8 protein-coding genes are annotated in these 21,368 nt (G+C 70.1%); all 8 read left to right on the forward strand.

Annotated features, from left to right (window positions below):
- Nucleotides 1-280: 280 nt before the first annotated feature.
- The 8 genes from S2M10_RS17680 (at nucleotide 281) to S2M10_RS17715 (ending at nucleotide 21,294) form a co-directional block, all read left to right on the forward strand.
- Nucleotides 281-1,060: a helix-turn-helix domain-containing protein gene (locus S2M10_RS17680; protein WP_168847197.1), complete on the forward strand. Its 780-nt coding sequence runs from the start codon at nucleotides 281-283 to the stop codon at nucleotides 1,058-1,060.
- 378 nt (nucleotides 1,061-1,438) lie between these two features.
- Nucleotides 1,439-3,046, forward strand: a complete 1,608-nt coding sequence (locus tag S2M10_RS17685) for a ShlB/FhaC/HecB family hemolysin secretion/activation protein (protein WP_168847198.1) — start codon at nucleotides 1,439-1,441, stop codon at nucleotides 3,044-3,046.
- On the forward strand, nucleotides 3,046-4,791 hold the full coding sequence (locus tag S2M10_RS17690; RefSeq protein ID WP_168847199.1) for a DUF2341 domain-containing protein: 1,746 nt from the start codon (nucleotides 3,046-3,048) through the stop codon (nucleotides 4,789-4,791). Before S2M10_RS17685 ends, S2M10_RS17690 begins: the two co-directional genes overlap by 1 nt.
- Nucleotides 4,792-4,804: 13 nt before the next feature.
- The gene (locus tag S2M10_RS17695; protein ID WP_168847200.1) at nucleotides 4,805-5,224 is read left to right on the forward strand and encodes a biopolymer transporter ExbD; all 420 of its coding nucleotides are present in this window, start codon (nucleotides 4,805-4,807) and stop codon (nucleotides 5,222-5,224) included.
- Nucleotides 5,224-5,937, forward strand: coding sequence for a TonB-dependent receptor (locus S2M10_RS17700; protein WP_168847201.1), 714 nt, complete (start codon nucleotides 5,224-5,226; stop codon nucleotides 5,935-5,937). Before S2M10_RS17695 ends, S2M10_RS17700 begins: the two co-directional genes overlap by 1 nt.
- A 49-nt stretch (nucleotides 5,938-5,986) precedes the next feature.
- Complete coding sequence (locus S2M10_RS17705) at nucleotides 5,987-7,834, forward strand: putative porin (RefSeq protein WP_168847202.1); 1,848 nt, start codon at nucleotides 5,987-5,989, stop codon at nucleotides 7,832-7,834.
- Between the two features lie 4 nt (nucleotides 7,835-7,838).
- Nucleotides 7,839-8,189: a hypothetical protein gene (locus tag S2M10_RS17710; protein WP_168847203.1), complete on the forward strand. Its 351-nt coding sequence runs from the start codon at nucleotides 7,839-7,841 to the stop codon at nucleotides 8,187-8,189.
- Between the two features lie 61 nt (nucleotides 8,190-8,250).
- Complete coding sequence (locus tag S2M10_RS17715) at nucleotides 8,251-21,294, forward strand: filamentous haemagglutinin family protein (protein WP_168847204.1); 13,044 nt, start codon at nucleotides 8,251-8,253, stop codon at nucleotides 21,292-21,294.
- The last annotated feature ends 74 nt before the right edge of the window (nucleotides 21,295-21,368 follow it).

The raw sequence follows: 21,368 nt of genomic DNA on the forward strand, positions 1-21,368 counted from the left end.
TGCGCGCTCCGCCCCGCCTCGCCGCTGCGCAACGCGACGAACAGCGCCACGCCGAGCGCGACGTGAATCGCCAGCGATCCGGCGAAGCCATAGCAGCGCGAGGACAAGGAGGAGCGGGCGGCAAAGGTCATCGGTGGCATCGCGATGCACCAGCGAAATGAAACTTCCGCGTCAGCTCCGTGACGCAGGCGCCTGCGCCGTTTCGCGAAAAAGTTCCGGTCTGCGAAAATACCGTTTCGCGATTGCGCGCCGGATCCCTCTCGTAAGGCGGAGGGACGCAATGAACGATCAAGCACTGGGACGGATGCGGGGCGTCGCGCCCTGTGCGTTGACGATCGGGGACCTGATCCTGCGATCGCCCGAGGATGCCGGCGCGCTGCCCGCGCGGCAGCCGATGCTGCTCGTGCCGCTGAGCGGCGCGGCGGCGGGCACGCCGCTGCTCCATGTCGGCGCGCCCGCCACGCTGCCGCCCGCGACCGGCCTGATCGTCCAGTTCCGCACGCACCGCCTCAACGCCGAGGCGAGCCGCCTGCTCGGTGACGGGCGTCGGCTGGCGACCGTACTCGACCATGTCGTGCTCGCCGGCGACGATCGCCTGCTCGAGCGCGCGGTCGAGGATCTGCTGTTCGGCAGCGCCCGGCATTGCGCGCTGGAAGCCGGCTTCTACCGCGCACTGGCGCAACGAATCGTTGCGCGCCAGGATCGCGACAGCCTCGTGGTGCGCATGCGGGCGGTGAGCGAGGCGATCCGCCTCGTCCGCGCCGAGCACCGGCAGGCCTTCGACGTCGAACGGCTCGCATCGATGGTGGGGGTCACCGCGGACACGCTGCGCAAGGGCTTTCGCGCCTGCCTCGGCATGACGGTGGGCGCCTTCATCCAGTCCGTCCGCCTCGACTGGGCATTCGCCCGACTTTCCGACCTGCGCGAATGCCGCAGCATCGCCGAGCTGGCGGTCGCCGCGGGCTTCAGCGGCGGGCAGAATTTCTCGCGCCACTATGTCCGGCGTTTCGCCGAGACGCCGACCCAGACTCGTTTCCGGGCAGTACGCATGGCGAACTGATCCGGCAAGCTGCAGGGGATTGCCACGTTGTATGGCCCTTCGGCACCAAAAGGTGCCGGAGAGATTTGTCGTGCGTAATATAACCAAAGTCATGGCATCTTTGATGCTGCGTTGCGATTTTGCATCTATCAAATACCTGTCTCAGTTGCAAATATTCATTGTCACAAATTCGAAATGAGATCTGCAGAAATCCGGCAAAAGAGCTTTGGCTCTCTCATTTTGTACAATATCGCTATTGATGGAAGGCCGCCCGCACTGCCAAAGGCGCGGCGTCGAAGGAGCGCTGCGGCGCAACGAAACCTAGGCGTAGCAACCAGGCCGCAGAGAAGCGGCACGCCCGATCGCGGCAGGGGCCGTGGCGGGACGGGGGGATAGAGAATGGGGTCAGTACCGGGGGCTCGAACCGCTTCGAGCCTGTCGATCATCGCCGTGCTGCTGGGCTGCGCCGCGCCGCGTGCGGCGGCGCAGGACGCTGCCGTGCAGGACGCGGCGCCCGCGCAAGCCGCGGCGCGGTTCGACATCCTTGCCTTCAGGGTCAAGGGTAACACGCTGCTGTCGGCCGACGCGGTCGAGCGCGCGATCTACCCGTTCACCGGCCCCGGCAAGACCGAGGCCGATGTCGAGGAAGCACGCGCCGCGCTGCAAAAGGCGTTCGAGAACGCCGGCTATGTCGCGGTGGCGGTGACGATCCCCGAACAGGCGGTGGCCGGCGGGGTACTGCTGCTCGAGGTCCAGCCCCAGCCGATCGGCAAGGTGGAAGTGACGGGCGACACACGGCATGCCGACAAGGTGCGCGCGCAGGCGCCGTCGCTCACCCCCGGCCAGACGCCCAACCTGCCGCAGTTCCAGCGCGACGTGATCGCGATGAACGGCAAGTCGACCCGCCGCGTCACGCCCGAGTTGCGCGCCGGCGTCGCGCCCGGCACGCTCGACGTGGTGCTGACGGTGGACGAAAGCTCGCCTTTCCACGCCTCGGCCGAACTCAACAATTTCAGCTCGGCGGCGACCAGCGACCTGCGCGCCGCCGCGACGATCCGCTATGACGACATGTGGGGGCGGGGCGACAGCCTCTCGCTCTCCGCACAGACCGCGCCGAGGCGCAGCGACGATGCGCTGGTCTTCTCGGGGAACTACCTGCTGCGGCTGGGCACCGGCACCCAGTTGATGGTGTACGGCGTCCATTCGGACAGCGACATCGCGGTCGTCGGCGGCACCAGCGTGATCGGCAAGGGCGACGTCGTCGGCGTGCGGCTGATCCGCTCGCTCGGATCGGCCGAGGGCTTCTACCATTCGCTCACGCTGGGCTTCGACTGGAAGCATTTCCGCGAGGACGTAAAGCTCGGGTCGGACCGCGCGGCGACGCCGATCGAATATTATCCGGTGGTGGCGAGCTGGCGCGGTGACTGGCACGGCGACCATCACGATACCGACCTCACCTTCGGCACGACCTTCGGCTTTCGCGGGCTGGGCGACGGATGGGAACGGTTCGATGCCAAGCGCTACATGGCGCGGCCGAGCTTCCTCATCGCCAAGCTCGACGCGGGCCATACCCGCGACCTGTTCGGCGATTTCCAGCTCGCCGAACGGCTGACCGGCCAGTGGAGCGGCGACCCGCTGATCTCCAACGAGCAGTTCAGCCTGGGCGGCATGTCGTCGGTCCGCGGCTATTTCGAATCCGAGGCGCTGGGCGACTGGGGCGTGGCGAGCCAGACCGAGTTCCGCACGCCCAACCTGGCAAGCGTGATCGGCAAGCCGCTCGGCGAGCTGCGCTTCCGCGTCTTTTACGACGTCGGCATCGCCGGCATTCACAAAAGGCTGCCCGGCCAGTTCCGCTACTATCGCGCGATGAGCACCGGCATCGGGGCGAACATCCGCATCCTCAAGATCCTGGGCGGCGCCGTCGATGTCGGCACGCCGCTGATCACCACCTCCGAGAGCCGCTCGGGGGACATTTTCGCTCGCTTCCGCATCTGGGGGGAATTCTGATGATCCAATCGCCTCGTCTGAAGAGGGGCGTGGTCGCCGGCCTGGTCGCCGCGATCACACTCACCGCCGCCTCGCCCGCCGCCGCCTGGTGGCAGACCGACTTCACCTATCGCACCAAGCTTGCCCTCAACCTGCAGGCCGCGGGCGTCACCGGTGAGATCGCGCGCGCGCCAGTGCTGGTGCGGCTGCACCAGGGCAATTTCAACTTCGCCGATGCCAAGCCCGACGGCTCGGATCTGCGCTTCGTCGCGGGTGACGATCGCACGCCGTTGAAGTTCCATGTCGAGAAATGGGACGCCAAGGCGCAGCAGGCGCTGATCTGGGTCGACGTCCAGTCGCTCCAGCCCGGCCAGCCCGCGGCGATCTACGCCTATTACGGCAACAAGAACGGTGCGGCGGGACAGGACGTTGCGGGTAGCTACGGCCCCGACTATCGCGCCGTCTATCATTTCAGCGACATTGGCGCGCCGCAGGACGCGACCGCCAACGGCGCGCACGCCCAGAGTGCCCAGACCCGCAACGCCGCCGGCCTGATCGGCGCCGACCTGGTGCTCGACGGCACGACGCCGCTGACGCTGCCGGCCGGCGCATTCGCGGCCGGGCCGGTCTCGGTCAGCTTCTGGGTGAAGCCCGGCCGCGACGGCACGCTGTTCACGCTGCCCGGCGCGGTCAGCCTCGTCACCCAGGGCGGCGAGCTGGTGGTCGAGCAGGGTGCGGGCCGCTCGGCCGGGGCGGCGCTGCCGGCCGGCAGCTGGGCGCATGTCGCGCTGGTCAACGACGGCAAGAAGAGCCGCCTGTTCGTCAACGGCCAGCCGGCCGGCGAGGTCGACGGCGCGCTCGCGACCGCGGCCGGTCCGGCGCAGCTCGGCATCGGCTTCGCGGGCGAGATCGACGAACTGCGCGTCGCCGGCACCGCGCTGCCCCAGGCGGCGTTCCAGCTTGCCGCGGCCAGCGAAGGCCAGACCTCGAAGCTGGTGCTCGCCGAGACCGCCGAACAGGTCGAGACCGGCGGCGGCCATGGCTATCTCGGCATTCTGTTCGGCGCGCTGACGCTCGACGCCTGGATCGTCATCGGCCTGCTCGGCATCATGTTCGCGCTGGCGATGGGAACGCTCGTCTCCAAATATCTGCTGTTCAGCCGGATCGAGCGCGCCAACGACATCTTCCTTAACGCCTATCGCGGCCAGGCCCGCGGCGCCGGGGACCATGACGGGTTGCCGCGCATCGATCCGAGTGCCGGCGCCGATGCCTCGACGCTCGGCCGGCTGTACATACTTGGCCGGCGTGAACTGGCGGACCGGCTCAGGGAAGGCCGCGAGACCGACAGCCGCCATGCGATCCGCGCCCAGTCGATCGCGGCGATCCGTTCGGCGCTCGATGCCGAGCAGGTGCTGCTGGGCCAGAAGCTGCAGGAGCGGATGGGCCTGCTGACCAACGCGATCTCGGGCGGCCCCTTCATCGGGCTGGCGGGCACCGTGCTCGGCGTGATGATTACCTTCGCCAGCGTCGCGGCGGCGGGCGAGGTGAACATCAACGCGATCGCCCCCGGCATCGCGGCGGCGCTGCTCGCCACCGTGGCGGGCCTGATCGTCGCGATCCCGGCGATGTTCGGCTACAATGCGCTGCTGACGCGCTCGAAGAAGATCACCGCGCGCAACCAGATCTTCGCCGACGAACTGGAAAAGCGCATCGCGGAGACCTGGCAGGACAATCCCGCCCCCACCCACGCCGTCGCGGCGGAATAAGGGGGCGCAGGCGATGGCGATCCAGCTCGGCGACGAGGACAAGCCGTACAACGAAATCAACGTCACGCCGATGATCGACGTGATGCTAGTGCTCCTCATCATCTTCATCCTGCTCACCACCGCGGCGGTGCAGGGCATCAAGGTCGACCTGCCCAGCGCTTCGTCCGCGAAGCCGCTGGAGGCGCAGAAATCGCGGGTGATCGCGGTGGCCGACGACGGCACCGTCTCGATCGACGCGATCCCGGTGTCGATGAGCGAGCTCGAGGCGCAGCTGCGCGGCTCGATCGCCAGCACGCCGGACCTCGCGGTGATCCTGCGCGGCGACCGGGCGGTGCAGTATGACAAGGTGATGCAGGTGCTCGACCTGTGCTCCAAGGTCGGCGTGCCGAGCCTGGGCATGGCCTCGACCCGCCCGCCCGGCGGAGGCCAGTAATGTCGGCGCTCGCCCTGAACGGCGGCGGCGCCGGCGGGCCCGGGCGCGGTGGCCCCGCGATCACGCTCGGGCGGGTGCTGGCGGTCGGCGCGGTGGCGCTGGTCGGGTTCGTGCTCTGGTCGCTGATCAGCGCCCAGATCGTGACCAAGCGGCCCAACGAGATGAAGACGACGCAGGTCGTCCTCCCACCGCCGCCGCCCCCGCCGCCGCCCGAACCCAAGCCGCAGGAAAAGCCGCCCGAGCCGACCGACGCGCCGCCGATCGAGCAGCCGCAGGACACGCCGCCGCCGTCGACTCCGCAGCCGCAACAGGCATCGCAGCCGAGCCCCGGCGACAATGCGCTCACCGCGCGCGAAGGGGCGGGGCCGAGCAATTACGGCCTCGCCGCGGGCGACGGCAGCGGCGGCCGTATCGGCGGCCGTCCGGGCGGGGCCGGGGGCGACGGGTTCGTCGCCTATGCCAGCGTCGCCCGCGTCTGCGTACAGACCGCGCTCCAGGCGGATCGCGAGCTGTCGCGCGCCCGCTACACCGCGCAGCTCAGCGTGCGGATGGCGGAGGACGGCCGGATCGCCGCGGTGGTGCTGCCGGGCGGCGGCGACGCCAAGCGCGAGGCCCGCGTCCGCGACGTGCTGGTCGGCACCCAATGCGCGCAGAAGCCGCCCGCCGGGCTGCCCCTGATGCGCCTCTCGATCGCAACCCGGCCGGCGACCTGATCCCGGGACCGCCGCTCCCTTCTCGCGACCCCATTCCAAGGAAGAAACGATGCACGCCCTGTTCTCCTCCAAGCGCCGCCTGCACGCCGCGCTGCTCGCCTGCGCCGCCGGCGGCACGCTGCTCGCCTCGCCCGTCCTCGCGCAGGAGGCCGGCACCCGCCGCGTCGACGGCGAGAAGATCCTCGAGCTGCTCGTCAAGCGCGGCGTGATCAGCCGCGAAGACGCCGACGGCATCCTCGCCCAGGCCGAGGTGGTGACGCCCGCGCCGGCGCCGTTGCAGCAGGCCCAGGCGCCGATCCAGGGCGGCATCGCCGCCGACGGCTCGCAGGTGGTGCCCTATGTCCCCCAGGTGGTGCGCGACCAGATCACCGAGCAGGTCAAGCGCCAACTCGCCAGCCAGGCGCAGGCCGAAGGCTGGGCGAAGCCCGGCGAGACGCCCGAATGGACCCGCCGCGTATCGCTCTACGGCGATGTCCGCGCGCGGTTCGAGCGGCGCTTCTTCGACAAGGGCAATGCGGACTCGTTCCCCAACTATGCCGCGATCAACGAAGGCCAGCCGCAGAACATCAACGATCGCACCGCGGGCTATGTGCCGCCGGCCTTCCTCAACACGCTGGCGAACCGAAATCGCGGCCAGCTGCGCGCCCGGCTGGGCGTGAAGGCCAATATCGACAGCTGGATCTCTGCCAATGTCCGCCTCGCCACCGGCAATGATCGCAACCCGGTCTCGACCAACCAGACGCTCGGCGCGTTCGGCGGCGGCGGCTATCAGGTGTGGCTCGACCGCGCCTCGGTGCGGCTGACCCCGCTCAAGGACGTGAACGTCGATTTTGGTCGCTTCGGCAATCCGTTCTTCACCACCGACCTGATGTTCGACCTCGACATGGGCTTCGACGGCGTCGCGGTCTCGGCGCGCCAGCCGGTGACGCGCGGTGTCGCCTTCTTCGGCTCGGCCGGCGCCTTCCCGGTGTTCAATACCGATCTCAACTTCGGCTCGCGCAACGCGCCTACCGCCGATGTCGACGGGGCGAACAGCTATCCGGGCGTGCGTGGGCCGTACAAGAGCCAGGACAAATATCTGTTCGCGGCGCAGGCCGGTGCCGAGCTCGATCTCGGCGATCGCTGGAAGGTCCGCCTCGCCGGGGCCTATTTCCACTACGACAACGTCCAGGGCAAGCTGTCCGCCCCCTGCCAATATTACGAGCTGACCTGCTCGACCGACGCGACGCGGCCCGCCTTCCAGCAGCTGGGCAACACGCTGTTCCCGATCCGCGACGTGATTGCCAATCCGCTCGATCCGGTGGGCAGCCCCGAGAACCAGTATTTCGGGCTCGCCTCCAAGTTCCGCGTGCTCAACGTCCATGGCGCGGTCGACTACAACCCGTCGTCGCGCTTCGGCATGCGGCTCGAAGGCGATTTCGTGAAGAATCTGGGCTGGGATCGCAACCTGCTGCGCGGCACCTTCGACGCCACGACCGGCTGGACCGGCCGGGCGATCAACAATCTGGGCGCGGACACGCGGATCGCCGATCCGGCGAATGCCAATGGCACGATCCTGGTGCCGGGCGCCTATGAAGGCGGCAATATCGGCTGGCAAGCGCGCCTGACGGTGGGGTCGGCGCTGGGCCTCAACACCGATGGCGACGGCGCGATCGAGCGCGGCGGCTGGAACCTGATGCTCGCCTATCGCCACCTCGAAAGCGACGCGGTGATCGACGCCTTCGCCGACAGCGATTTCGGCCTGGGCGGCACCAACGCCAAGGGCTGGTACCTCAACGCCAATTACGCGATCGGTCGCAACACGATGTTCGGCGCCCGCTGGATCTCGTCGAACGAGATCGCCGGCCCGCCGCTCGCCGTCGACCGGCTGTTCGTCGACCTGCTGGCGCGGTTCTGAGCCGATGGCCCGCCCGCTGCGTCTCGTCCTCGTTTCCATCGCGCTGACCGGCGCGGCGGCGGGGCAGGCGCAGCAGGCGGGCGGCCGGATCGGCGGCACGCCGCCGCCGGCGCCGTGCGTGGTGGTCGACATCGCGGGCACGCGGGTCGGCCATCTCGATTGCGCCACTCAGGCGCTCGAAGCGGCGGCACGCGCGGCGCAGGCACGCGCGCGGCAGGCGATCGTCACGCCGGTGCTCGATGCCGGCTCGCCCGATGTCCGCACCGGCATCGCCAGCCAGAGCGCGACGCGCCAGCGGATGGGCAATGCCTTCGGCGTCTCGGTGCACGCGCAGCGCCCGGCGCGCCGACCATGATTTTGAAATGCAACGCATCCAGCGCGGCCGCTCGCGGCAGCCGCCTCCCGGAGAACCCCCGATGACCGTCAAGTTCCGTTCGCTTCGCAACACGCTGCTCCTCGGCGCTTCGCTGGGCTCGCTGGTCGTCGCGGGCTCCGCACAGGCGCAGAACCGGGCCGGCTTCGGCAATCGCGGCGGGACCGGCGATCCCACCGTCGCCGCGACCCAGGCCGCACAGGCCCAGGCGGCCCGCGCCGCCCAGGCGAGCAGCGCCAGCCAGCGGGCGATCCAGGCGCTCCGCCGCGCCGCCGAGGCGCGCACCGCGATGAGCGCGGCGCAACAGGCCGCGCGCGCCGCTGCGATGGCGGCGCAGAGCAATGTGCCGAACGGCATCGGCAAGGGCGGGCTGCAGGTCGCGACCGGCGTGGTGTTCGGTCCCGACGGCAAGCCGCTCGAAGGCGGGCTGTGGATCGGCGCCAACGGCCCGGTGCAGGCGAGCGGGCAGGGCGGCCGCACCAGCGTGACGGTCGAGCAGACCCAGGCGCAGGCAATCCTTACCTGGGACAGCTTCAACGTCGGCCGCGAGACCGATCTCCGCTTCAACCAGGCAGCCAGCGACTGGGTGGTGCTCAACCGCGTCACCGATGCCTCGGCCGACCCCAGCCGGATCCTCGGCACGATCAAGGCGCCGGGCGCGGTCTATGTGCTCAACCGCAACGGCGTGCTGTTCGGCGGCGCCAGCCAGATCAACGTGCGCAGCCTGATCGCGTCGAGCGCCAACATCGCCGATGCCGATTTCCTCGTCCGCGGCATCTATTCGCAGCAGGCGAGCGGCAACTATCTCGCCAGCTTCAAGGGCGCGGGCGGCGCGGTGACGGTGGAGGCGGGCGCGCAGATCGCCACCGATGCGCCGAGCTCGGTCACCTCGGGCGGCGGCTTCGTGCTGCTGATGGGCAGCAGCGTCAGCAACCAGGGCGCGATCTCCACCCCGCGCGGCCAGACGGTGCTCGCCGCGGGCGACGACTTCATCATCCGCCCGGGCTATGGCACCGGCGCCGGCACCACCGGCAGCGCCACTTCGACCACGCGCGGCAACGAAGTCCGCGGGCTGATCAATGCGGATTCGACCAGCGGCACCGTCGTCAATGCCGGCCAGATCGAGGCGACGCAGGGCGACATCACGCTCGCCGGCCGCACCATCCGCCAGGACGGCGTGCTGGTCTCCACCACCGGCGTCAACCAGCGCGGCACGATCCATATGCTCAATTCGGCGTCGGACACCAAGGGATCGGTCACTCTCGGCAAGAACAGCCTCACGCTGATCGCGCCCGAGCTCGACAGCAAGGACACTGCGCTCGATGGCCAGCGCGACACGCTGATCAAGCAGTCGAACCAGGGCGCGCCGCTCACCGGCGGCGGGTTCGACGATCGCGCGACGCTGGCCGACCGGCTCGACCAGAGCCGGGTCGAGATCGTCACCGGCGGCAACGTGCTGTTCGAGGGCGGATCGCAGACCATGGCGCAGGGCGGCCAGGTCGCGGTGCAGGCCGACAGCGGCCGCATCACCGTGGCGGACGGCGCCAGCATCGACGTGTCGGGCGTGATGGGGGTCGCGCTCGACATGGAGCGCAACTCGATCAAGGTGAACGTGCAGGGCAACGAGCTGCGCGACAGCCCGGCCAATCGCGAGAGCAGCGGGCTGAAGAGCCAGGACGTCTGGATCGACGTGCGCGATCTGGTGCTGCTGCCCTCGGGCACCGGCGGTTGTGAAGGCGATCGCTGGTACACGCCGGGCGGGCTGCTGGAAGTGGGCGGCTATCTCGCCAACATGAGCCACGGCATCGGCGAATGGGCGGCGGTGGGCGGCACCATCACGCTCTCGGCCAGGGAAGTCGTCGCGCAGAAGGGGGCGGTGTTCGACGTGTCCGGCGGCAGCATCGACTATCAGGCGGGCTGGGTGCGCTCGACGCGCATCCTCGGCGCCGACGGCAAGATGTACGACGTGCGCAACGCGCCGGCGAACCTGCGCTACGTCGCCGTCGGCAACGCCTTTGTGCGCGATCATGCGCGCTGGGGCGAGCAATATGCCCAGACCTTCACCAACCCGCTCTTCTCGCGCGGTACCGCCTCGCGCTGGGAAGAGGGGTATAGCGTCGGCCGCGATGCCGGTGCGCTAATCCTCTCCGCGCCGACGGTGGTGATGGAAGGCGACCTGCTGGCCGAGTTGCTGAACGGCGAGCACCAGATCAACGCTCGCGCCGCCGGCATCACCGACGGCTACAAGGTCGGCCAGCACACTCGCGCCCAGGCCGGATCGCTGGTGCTCGGCCGCTATAATGCGCTGACCGGCGACGGTGTGTTCGCCACCGACGTGAAGATCGGCGAGATCGCCGACATCACTGCCGGGCTCGCGACGGGCGATGCGCTGCCGGAGGCGCGCACCGGCACGGCCTGGTTCGACGCCGACCGGCTGAACGCGGCGGGGCTGGGCGGGATCAAGCTGGAGACCGCGGGCAGCATCGCGATCACCAGCGACCTCAAGCTCGCCGATGGCGGCGCGCTCGCGCTGACCGCGCCGACGATCGACCTCGCCGCCAGCATCACCGCGCACGGCGGTTCGGTGACGGCGACCAACTGGTTCACCGGCGGCTTCCGCCACGGCGTGCTCAAGACGCTGCTCGACGCCGACGGCGCATCGTCGATCACGCTGCGCGAGGGCGCGTCGCTCGACCTGCGCGGCCTGTGGGTCAATGCGGCGCTGAACCCGGCCGATCAGGGCAAGCTGTCGCTGATCGACGGCGGTAGCGTGTATCTCGCCTCGACGCACGACGTGACGCTGGAGCAGGGCAGCCATATCGACGTCTCTTCGGGCGCGGCGCTGCTGACGCTGGGCGAGACGCGCGGCGGCAAGGGCGGCAACGTGACGCTCATCGCCGATCTCGAAACCGGCGACACGCCTGCCGTCAACGGGCTGTTGACGCTGGACGGCACCATCGCCGCCTATGGCGTGAACGGCGGCGGCACGCTCAAGGTCGAATCAGGTACCGCGATCACGATCGGCGGCACGGGGCTGGCGACCGACGGCGTGCTGGCGGCGGGCGAGACGGCGCCGTTCGACGTCGTGCTGACCGAGGATCTGGCCGTGCGCGAAGGCGATGTGCTGCCGGTCGATTATGTCACGACCGTCACGATTGCGCTTCCCGGCAGCAAGGTGCCCGCGGTCGGCATCAGCAATGCGAACCAGGTTCCGATCAGCTTCAACTGGGTCGTTCCCGTGCTGGGCGCATCGTACAGCTTCTACGCCTTTGGGCTGGACGTGCCCGGGCTCGGCACGGTCGACGGCAATGTGGTGGTCGATGCCGCGGGGCGCGCCCAGTATCAGCTCGAGACCGGCGGCATCTACACCTTTATCGATCTGCCCTATATCTCGGCGGGCACCCGGCTGTCCTTCCGGGGCAGCGAGGCATGGGCCGGCTGGGAAGTCGATCCGCGCATCTTCCCCAACGGCGTTCAGGTTCCCGCCTATCGCAACGTCACCGCGGCGGGGCAGAAGTCGCCGGCCGATTTCACCCTCGCCAAGGGAACGATCCTGAAGGCGGGGGCGCAGGTCGCGCAGGACGTGGCGATCGCCGCCAATGCGCGGCTCGATACGGCGGTCTTCCAGTCCGGCTTCGCGGCCTATGACGTCAACGGCCGGACCGGGGTGGTCGTCGCGCCGGGCACGACGCTCGACGTCGCCGCCCCGGCGCTGCGCCTGACGGCGGCCGCGGCGACCACCGCCTCCGGTGCCGAGCCCGGCGCGGCGCTCGAGCGCTGGACCCCGCCGCTCTATCAGGAAGACCCGGTCGCCGGCGTCCTCACCCAGCGCGGCGGCGCCAGCCTGACCCTGCGCTCCTCGGCGTTGACTGCCGGCGCGCCGCAGGGCGCGGGCCTGAGCGGACCGGTGATCGTCGGCGAAGGCGCGACGATCACCGTCGATCCCGGCCAGACGATCGACCTGCTCGCCTATACCGTTCGCGTCGACGGGCGGCTGAACGCCTGGGGCGGCGCGATTCATCTCGAAACGGAGATTCCGTCGGCGACCCTGTATGAGGGCAGCGAGAATCCCGGGCTGCTCTGGGTCGGCGAAAAGGCCGTGCTCGATGTCGCGGCGCGCGCCGCGACCGCGACCGACGCGCGGGGCAATCGCTATGGCATCGTCGCCAAGGGCGGCACGATCAGCCTGGGCGGCGCGCTCGACTGGGACGAGGATGGCGATGCGGTCGCGCCCAACGCCTATGTGGTGGTGCGCAAGGGCGCGCTGCTCGATGCCTCGGGCACCAGCGCGATCCTCGACCAGCGCAACGGCGCGGGCACCCGCCCGGTAACCGTGGCGAGCGACGGCGGCACGATCCTGCTCAAATCGGCCAACAACCTCTATATCGACGGCACGCTGCGCGCGGCGGCCGGCGGCGCCGGGGCGGCGGGCGGCACGCTGGGCGTGGCGCTGGCCCCGCTCAACTACAAGACGAGCGTGCTGCCGAGCGTGCTCGCCCCGCGCGAGATCGTGCTGTCGGCAAGCCAGGGCGAAACGCTTCCGGCCGATCTCGATGCCAACGGCGTCGCGGGCGTGCTCGCCTCCGGCCAAGCCCGGCTGGGCGTCGACACGATCACCGCCGGCGGCTTCGATTCGCTGTCGTTGCTCGTCGACGGCGCACTCAGCTTCGACGGCGACGTCACGCTCGCGCTCGACCAGAGCATCCGCCTTTACGCCGGCGGCTTCGCGCTGGCGGACGGGGCGGCAACCGACAGCCAGGTGCGGCTGTCGGCCGCGCAGGTCCGCCTCGCCGGCACGACGCGCGTCGCCGCCGACGGCTATGTCGTGCCCAACACCGGCTGGGGCGACGGCAACCTTGCCGCGTTCAGCGAGGCGCGGTTCGCGGTGCAGGCCGATCTGATCGAGGTCCGCGATTCGGTGGGCTTCGGGGCGTCGAGCAACCAGAACATCGTGGGAGTGACCGCGCTGCAGCGGCGCGGCTTCGCCGATGTCGACCTGTCCAGCACCGGCGACATCCGCTTCCTGCGCGGCATCTGGCGCAAGGCCAGCGGTGCGGTGGTGCCGGAGGTCACCTATTTCGAGACGCTGGGCAACCTCACGCTCACCGCCGCGCAGATCTATCCGGCGACCGACGCCACGGCGGTGGTGACCGCGGGCTATCAAGGTCGCTTCGCCAATGATTTCCGCCCCGATACCGCGCTCACCATCCGCCGCAGCGGCAGCGGCGACGTGGCCATGCCCTATTCGGCCTTCGGCGGGCTGACGCTGAAGGGCGAGACGATCGACCAGGGCGGCATCCTCCGCGCCCCGTTCGGCAGCATCACCCTGGGCAACGCGGCGGCCACCAGCGGCACGCCGAACACCGGCACCAAGGCGGTCAACCTGCTCGCCGGCAGCATCACCTCGGTCAGCGGCGTTGGGCTGGTCATGCCCTATGGCGGCACGGTGGACGGCATCGTCTATGAATATGACGGCACCGAGCTGAACCTGGCGGCGACCGGCGCACCGATCGGCAGGATCCGCGGCACCGTTTTCCTGAACGGCGCGAGCGTCACCACCGAGAAGGGCTCGCTGATCGACCTTTCAGGCGGCGGCGAGCTGACCGGCGCGGGCTTCGTCAGCGGGCGCGGCGGATCGGTCGACATCCTGCGTACGCCGTTCGTCACCGCCAATCCCGGCTATGGCTTCAGCGATGGCGGCAACGCGGTCTATGCGATCGTGCCGACGAGCAGCGGCTATGCGCCGTCCACGGGCGATGTCGGCGCAGGGGCGCCGCTGGCCGGTCGCCAGATCACCATCCCCGCGGGCGTGCCGGGCCTGCCGGCGGGCACCTATATGCTGATGCCCTCCACCTATGCGCTGCTCCCCGGCGCGTACCGGGTGGAGATCGGCGCGGGCAACCAGACCGCGCTGGCCGGCGTCACCGATCTCGGCAACGGTTCCTACACCGTCGCCGGCACGCTGGGCATCGCCAACACCGAGGTGCGCGACGCGCTGCCCAGCAGCGTGATCGTCACCCCGGCCGCGGTGGTCCGCACCCATTCGGCCTATAACGAGACCAGCTACGACGCCTGGGCGCGCAGCGACGCGGCGCGGGCCAGCGTGCCGCGTGCGCTCTCGGTTGCCGACGCGGCCAGCCTGACGATCGGCCTCGGCAGGCCGTACATGGGCAGCGTCGATCGCGCGCTGTCGATCGGCGGCGCGATCCAGCAGGCGCCGCTCGCCAAGAGCGACGGCCTTGGCGCGGTGATCAGCGTCCAGGGCGTTGGCGAGATCCTCGATGCGGGCGGGACCGCGGCGACCGACCTTGTCGGCGTCTCGGTGTTCGACGAGGATCTCAACGCGCTGGGGGCCGCGCGGCTGCTGATCAATGCGGGCATGACCCGCAGCTATGGCCCGCTCGGCCGGTTCGTCACGATCAGTGGCAACGAGCTCGATCTGACAGTGCGCAGCGGCGTCCAGCTCACGGCGGGCGACGTGATCCTCGGCGGCGCGCGTCGGTACAGCGGCGGCAGCTATGTCGACACCAGCATCACGATCGAGGAAGGCGCGTCGATCATGGCGCGGGGCGGCGGCGCGCATGTCTATGACTCGAGCGACGGCTATATCTTCTCCACCGAAGGCGCGGTGGTCGTCTCGAACGGCAGCTTCAACTTGATCCTCGCCGAGGTGCCGGTCGGGGTGGGCAGTACCGGTCTCAACAACCGTATCGGCGCCTGCACCACGGACGCCTGCGCCGCGCCGACCCAGCTGATCGCGGGCGGTTCGCTGGCGCTGGCGACCAACCGTACCGTCACCATCGCCGACAACGTCGCCTATGGCGCCAAGGATCTGGTGCTCGGCGTCTCGTCGGTGAACCTGGGCGAGAATGGCGCGATCGCGGCAGCCGGCGCGGCGGGGCAGCTGCCCGAAGGCCTGGTGCTCAGCCAGTCGAAGCTCGCCGCGCTGCTCCAGGGCAACACCGCCACCGGCGCGCCCAAGGTGGAGACGCTGGTGCTCAACGCGCGCGACGCGGTGAACATCTATGGCGCGGTGGATCTCGACGCCTCGGGCGTGGAGCGGCTCGTGTTCGGCGCGCCGGCGATCTACGGCTATGGCGCGGCGGGCGATGTCGCGACGATCCGCGCGGGCGAATTCGTCTGGACGGGTGCCGAGCGGGCACCGGGCGCGCCGGTGGCGGCGGCGCTCGGCCATGGCACGCTGGACGTGCAGGCCAAGTCGATCCTGTTCGGCTATGGCCCGAACACCCAGCCGATCGGCACCGCCAAGGATGCGCGGCTCGCGCTCGGCTTCGGCGAGGTCCGCCTGACCGCGACCGACCGGATTACCGCCAGCCGCGACAGCAGCCTCGCCGTCTACGAGACGCGCGGCAGCTATGATGCGGGCACCGGCTGGAGCTATGGCGGCGGCAACCTCACCCTCACCGCACCGCTGCTCACCGGCGATGCGGGCGCCAAGTTCGCGCTGACCGCCGGCGGGGACGTCGCCGTGCTGGGCGGCGGGCAGGCGGCGCTGCCGGCGGTCACCGATCTGGGCGCGCAGCTTAGCATCACCGGCGGCGACGTGACGCTGGACAGCGCGGTGGTGCTGCCCTCGGGCCGGCTGACCGTCAACGCGGCGGGCGACCTGGCGCTGAGCGGTGCTGCCCGGATCGATCTTTCGGGCCGAGAAGTGACGCTGGTTGACGTCAAGCGCTACAGCTGGGGCGGCGACCTGCTGCTCGCCAGCACCGGCGGCGACGTGACGATGGCGGCGGGTGCGCTGGTCGACCTGTCCGCGCAGAACAATCGCGGCGGCACGATGACGGTCACCGCGCTGGGCGACCAGGCGGGCAGGGTCGAGCTGGCCGGCACGATCAAGGGCGGTGCCAGCGGCGAATATGATGCCGGCGGCACGATGGTTCCCTATGACGGCGCCGAGCTGACCGTGCGTGCGCAGACGCTGGCGGACTTTGCCGGCCTCAATGCGCGGCTCAATGCCGGTTCGGTGTTCGGCGCGCGGCGCTTCCAGCTCAAGCAGGGCGACCTGACCGTGGGCGACGGCGTCAAGGCGCGCGAGGTGGCGATCACGCTCGACGGCGGCAGCCTCACCGTCGCCGGCAAGATCGACGCGTCCGGCTTCCAGACCGGCACGATCCGCCTCGCCGCGTCGGGCGACCTGACGGTTACGGGCACGCTCGATGCGCACGGCACCGGGCTGCGCGTCGACAGCTATGGCAAGGTGATCGACAGCCCCAACCGCGCGATCGTCGAACTGACCAGCCGCGCCGGCACGCTGACGCTGGCGGACAGCGCCGCGATCGACCTGCGCGCGGGCACCGCCGCGACGAATGCCGACGGCGTCGCGCGCGGCACGCTCACTCTCAACGCGGCGCGGGCGGGGTCGGACGACGTCGCGATCAACATCCTCGGCACGCTCGACGTGCAGGGCGCCAAGTCGATCGCGGTCAACGCCTTCCGCACCTATGACGATGCCCCGCTCGCTGCGCTGCCGGACGTGTCGGGTCAGGTGCCGCAACTGATCACGCAAGGGTATCTCGACGCGATCGACGGCGACAGCCAGGCCTTTATCAACGCCGCGCTCGGCAATGCGTCGCTCACCGGCCGTCTCGCCGGGCTCGGCAGCTACCGGCTCCGCCCGGGGGTGGAGATCGTCAGCGCGACCGCGGACGGCGACCTGACGGTGGACGGCGATCTCGACCTGTCCGGCTATCGCTACGGCCCGGACGCGAACGGCGTGCGCGGCATGGGCGATCCCGGCGTGCTGGTGCTGCGCGCCGGCGGCAACCTCAACATCAACGGCAGCATCAACGACGGCTTCGCGCCGCCGGCGACCACGCCCGACGAGGATGGCTGGGAACTCACCGAGACGCGCGGGACCAACGGCGCGGGCGTGCTGGCGTTCGGCGGCGACGTGGTCGTGCCGATCGACGGCGTGGTGCTCGATACCGGCACCACCTACGGCGCCGGGGTAACGCTAAACTATGCGATCCCGGTGGGGGCGGCGACGCTGCCGGCGGGCACGGTGCTGCCGGTGGATGCGGAGCTGACCGCGCCGCTGGCCCTTTCGGCCGGCACCGTGGTCGACGCGCCGATCTACGCCGCCGACGGCAGTGTCGCCTATGCGGCGGGCACCGTGTTGCCGGACGGCATCACGCTCACCGCCGGCATGAAGCTGGGCAAGGGCACCGCGCTGCGCACCGCCGCGTCCTTTGCCCCGCTCACATGGCCGAACGGCGTCGCGCTGCCGGTGGAAATGGCGATCACCGGGCCGATCACGCTCGCGCGCGGTTCGCTGATCCCCTCCACCACCAAGCTCGAGCTGGTCGGCGACGCCGCCGTGCAGCTGCGGCCGGCGGACGCCAACGGCGTGCAGGGCCGCAACTGGGCAGTGGCGCCGATGCTGGGCGAGGGCGCGACCTCGTGGGACATGCAGCTCGTCGCCGGCGCCGATCTCGCCTCGGCGGACACCCGCGCGCTCAACCCGCTGTCGACGGGCGCGATCACCCTTGCCGACGCGCACGAGACGCTCAAAAAGGCGCCGGGCTCGCAGCTCAAGCTGCTGGGCCAGGCGGGCGTCGACTTCCTCAACGGACTATTCGGTCCGCCGATCAGCGGCAATGCGCAAGACCTGCTGGGGATGACCGAGGAGGAAGTGGTCGCGGCCTATGGCGGGTTCAGCTGGGATGATTTCGGCCTGCCCGGGTTCTGGGATCCGACGTCCGGCTATCTCAAGACCGGCCTGACCCAGCAGGGCGTCGACAATCTGATGATCGGCATTGGCGGCCTTCTGCCCACGGGCATCACCGATCCGCAGGTGCTGCTCGGCAAGAGCGAGGCGGAGATCATCGCGCTCTACGTCGAATATGGCGTCGGCACCTGGGACGATTTCGGGTTGCCGGGGTTCTGGGATGCGAACACCGGCAATGCCGGCCTGCCGGGCTCGCCCTCGGTCCGCACCGTGACCGGCCCCGGCTTCAGCGTGGTGCGCACCGGCACCGGCGATCTCTCGATGCTCGCGGCGGGCGACGTGCGGATGCACTCGCTCTACGGCGTGTACACCGCCGGCAAGGCGACCGCGGTCGATGCCGCCTATGATCTGCCGCGCGGCACGCTGAGCGACGGATCGGTGCTGGGGGCCACCGCGCTCGGCTATGACGCGGCGCTGGCCGGCTATCATGCCTGGTATCCCGATCAGGGCGGCAACCTGACGATCGCGGCGGGCGGCGACCTGATCGGCGACATCCGCCATACGACCTCCTTCTCGGTCACCGAAGACGGCCAGGTCCGCACGGAGCAGCAGCTTTCGACCAACCTGCTCGGCAACTGGCTGTGGCGCCAGGGATCGGGCAGCGCGGCCACCGACGAGACGATCGCAACGAGCTGGTGGATCAATTTCGGTTCCTATTCCCGCACGTTCGACGACCAGAACGCGGCGACCGCGGAATGGACGACGGTCACCGGCTTCACCGGCTTCGGCACGCTGGGCGGCGGCAACGTCACCATCCGCGTCGGCGGCGATGCCGGCAAGACCGCGGCGCGCGGCGCCCAGTCGACCAGCCTCGATCCCTATGACCGCAGCCAGGCGCTGGTCGTCGCGGTCGGCTCGACCGGCCGTGTCGGCAGCGACGGCACGCTGACGCTCACCGGCGGCGGCGATCTCGACCTGCGGATCGGCGGCGCGCTCAACCCCTTTGGCGAGGCGAGCGAGCGCGCCGCCAAGTCGGGGCTGGGCGGCAGCATCGTCAACGTGCGCGGCGCCACCCGGATCGACGCGGCCTCGATCGGCCAGATCCGCACCGCCTATCCCTCCAACGCCGCCGCCAACCCGCTCGACCCGCGCGGCGCCGATCCGTTCGAGACGACGGGCGCCACTGCGCTCTCGGGCATCACGCTGATCCCGGGCGACGGCACCGTCACCGTCCAGACGCTGGGCGACATGGTGATCGCCGGCGCCGGCGACCCGACCCGCACCTACCAGATCAACCGCTCCGGCTTCCTTTGGGACGGCACCGCCTATAGCGGCGGCGGCAACAGCTGGTTCTCGCTGTGGACCGATCACAGCGCGATCAGCCTGCTCTCCGCCGGCGGCAACATGGCACCGAGCACGACCGGCCGGTCGCTCAGCCTGGGCAGCGAATATCTGTACAGCGACATCGCCGACACCTGGCCGGCACAGCTGCGCATCGCGGCACTGGGCGGCAACATCTATTACGGCGCCGCCGCGCGGTCGCTGGAGAACAACCAGCGCTACACCAGCGATACGCTGGCGCCCTCGGCAAGCGGCGCGCTGGAAGTGCTGGCGGCGGGATCGATCTATGCCGGGCGCGTGCCGCTGGGCGCCACCGCGGTCGCCCGGCACGGCCTGGTCCTGTCGTCGACCGGCACCGCGCTGCCGACGCCGTTCGACCCGGCCTTTGTCGGCAGCGATGCCGCCACCGGCCGCGAGCTGACCAACCTTTCGAAGGACGGCGCCGCCTATAGCTTCGACATTCTGGACGGCTGGAACACCAGCTATTCGCTGTTCGCCTTCGGCCCGAACAGCGCCGACACCGCCGCAGGGCGGGATCCGGCGGCCGATCCGATCCGCATCTATGCGGTGACGGGCGACATCATCGGGCTCGGCACCGGCCAGACCTATCGGCCGACCGGCGGCCCCTCGGCCAGCCGCACCGTGCCCGCCTGGTACAGCGCCGGCGCGCCGGTGCGGATGATCGCGGGGCGCGACATCGTGTCGAGCGGATCGTTCGCGGATGCCGGCACGAGCAGCCTCACCGACGGCGAACATCGCAACCTGATCGTCCACAGCAACGCGACCGACGTGTCGCTGATCTCGGCGGGGCGCGACATTCTCTATTCGAACTTCGACGTGGCGGGCCCCGGCACGCTGGAGGTCTCGGCCGGGCGGAACATCTTCCAGGAGGACAAGGGGTCGTTCACCTCGCTCGGCGCGCTGGCGACGGGCGATGCCCGGCCCGGCGCGTCGATCGCGGTGATGGCGGGCATGGCCAATGGCGTCGACTGGCAGGCGGTGCGCGACCATTATCTCGATCCCGCCAGGCTGGCCAACCCGGCCTATCCGCTGGTCCATCCGGAAAACAGCGGCAAGGTCGCCAAGACCTATGACAAGGAACTGATCGCCTGGTTGGGCGAGCGCTATGGCTTCAAGGGCGATGCCGGCCAAGCGCTGGCGGCGTTCGACGCGCTCGCGCCGGAGCAGCAGCGCATCTTCCTGCGCGAGGTCTATTTCGCCGAGACCCGCGCGGGCGGCCGCGAATATAACGACGCGGACGGCCCGCGCTTCGGCAGCTATCTGCGCGGCCGCACGATGATCGCCACCTTGTTCCCCGACAAGGACAAGGACGGCAAGGACATCACCCGCAGCGGCGACATCATCCTGTTCGACGGATCGGGCATCCGCACCAATTTCGGCGGCAACATCGAGATGCTGGCGCCGGGCGGGCAGATCGTCGTCGGCGTGCAGGGCAAGGTGCCGCCGGCCACCGCGGGCATCGTGACGCAAGGGCAGGGCGACATCCGCATCTTCAGCGAAAAGTCGCTGCTGCTCGGCCTGTCGCGGATCATGACCACCTTCGGCGGCGACATCTTCGCCTGGTCCGAACAGGGCGACATCAACGCCGGCCGCGGCGCCAAGACGACGATCGTCTACACGCCCCCCAAGCGCACCTATGATGCGTACGGCAACGTCACCCTTTCCCCCGACGCGCCATCCACCGGCGCGGGCATCGCAACGCTCAACCCGATCCCGGAAGTGGCGCCCGGCGATGTCGATCTGATCGCGCCGCTCGGCACGATCGACGCTGGCGAGGCGGGCATCCGCGTCTCGGGCAACATCAACCTCGCCGCGCTGCAGGTGCTCAACGCCGCCAACATCCAGGTGAAGGGCGCCGCCGCCGGCATCCCGCAGGCGGTGGTGGTCAATACAGGCGCGCTGGCCGCGGCCTCCTCGGCGACCAGCGCGGTCACCGCCGAGGCGAGCCGGGTCGCCCAACGCAGCCGGCCGCCGGTGCGCACCGAGGTGCCGATGATCGTCACCGTCACCTTTGTCGGCTTCGGCGAGCCATGATCGGCAATGGCTTGCCCGGGCTTCCTCGCAATGCACCGCCGTCGCAGGGCTTTCACAGAATCATGCTGTGGCGG

Source organism: Sphingomonas sp. S2M10 (assembly GCF_012650175.1).
Taxonomy (GTDB): domain Bacteria; phylum Pseudomonadota; class Alphaproteobacteria; order Sphingomonadales; family Sphingomonadaceae; genus Sphingomonas.

Excerpts from the sequence above, each read along its gene's own strand:
- S2M10_RS17680 (WP_168847197.1), top strand. The coding sequence starts at position 281 with ATGAACGATCAAGCACTGGGACGGATGCGGGGCGTCGCGCCCTGTGCG.
- S2M10_RS17685 (WP_168847198.1), top strand. The coding sequence starts at position 1,439 with ATGGGGTCAGTACCGGGGGCTCGAACCGCTTCGAGCCTGTCGATCATC.
- S2M10_RS17690 (WP_168847199.1), top strand. The coding sequence starts at position 3,046 with ATGATCCAATCGCCTCGTCTGAAGAGGGGCGTGGTCGCCGGCCTGGTC.
- S2M10_RS17695 (WP_168847200.1), top strand. The coding sequence starts at position 4,805 with ATGGCGATCCAGCTCGGCGACGAGGACAAGCCGTACAACGAAATCAAC.
- S2M10_RS17700 (WP_168847201.1), top strand. The coding sequence starts at position 5,224 with ATGTCGGCGCTCGCCCTGAACGGCGGCGGCGCCGGCGGGCCCGGGCGC.
- S2M10_RS17705 (WP_168847202.1), top strand. The coding sequence starts at position 5,987 with ATGCACGCCCTGTTCTCCTCCAAGCGCCGCCTGCACGCCGCGCTGCTC.
- S2M10_RS17710 (WP_168847203.1), top strand. The coding sequence starts at position 7,839 with ATGGCCCGCCCGCTGCGTCTCGTCCTCGTTTCCATCGCGCTGACCGGC.
- S2M10_RS17715 (WP_168847204.1), top strand. The coding sequence starts at position 8,251 with ATGACCGTCAAGTTCCGTTCGCTTCGCAACACGCTGCTCCTCGGCGCT.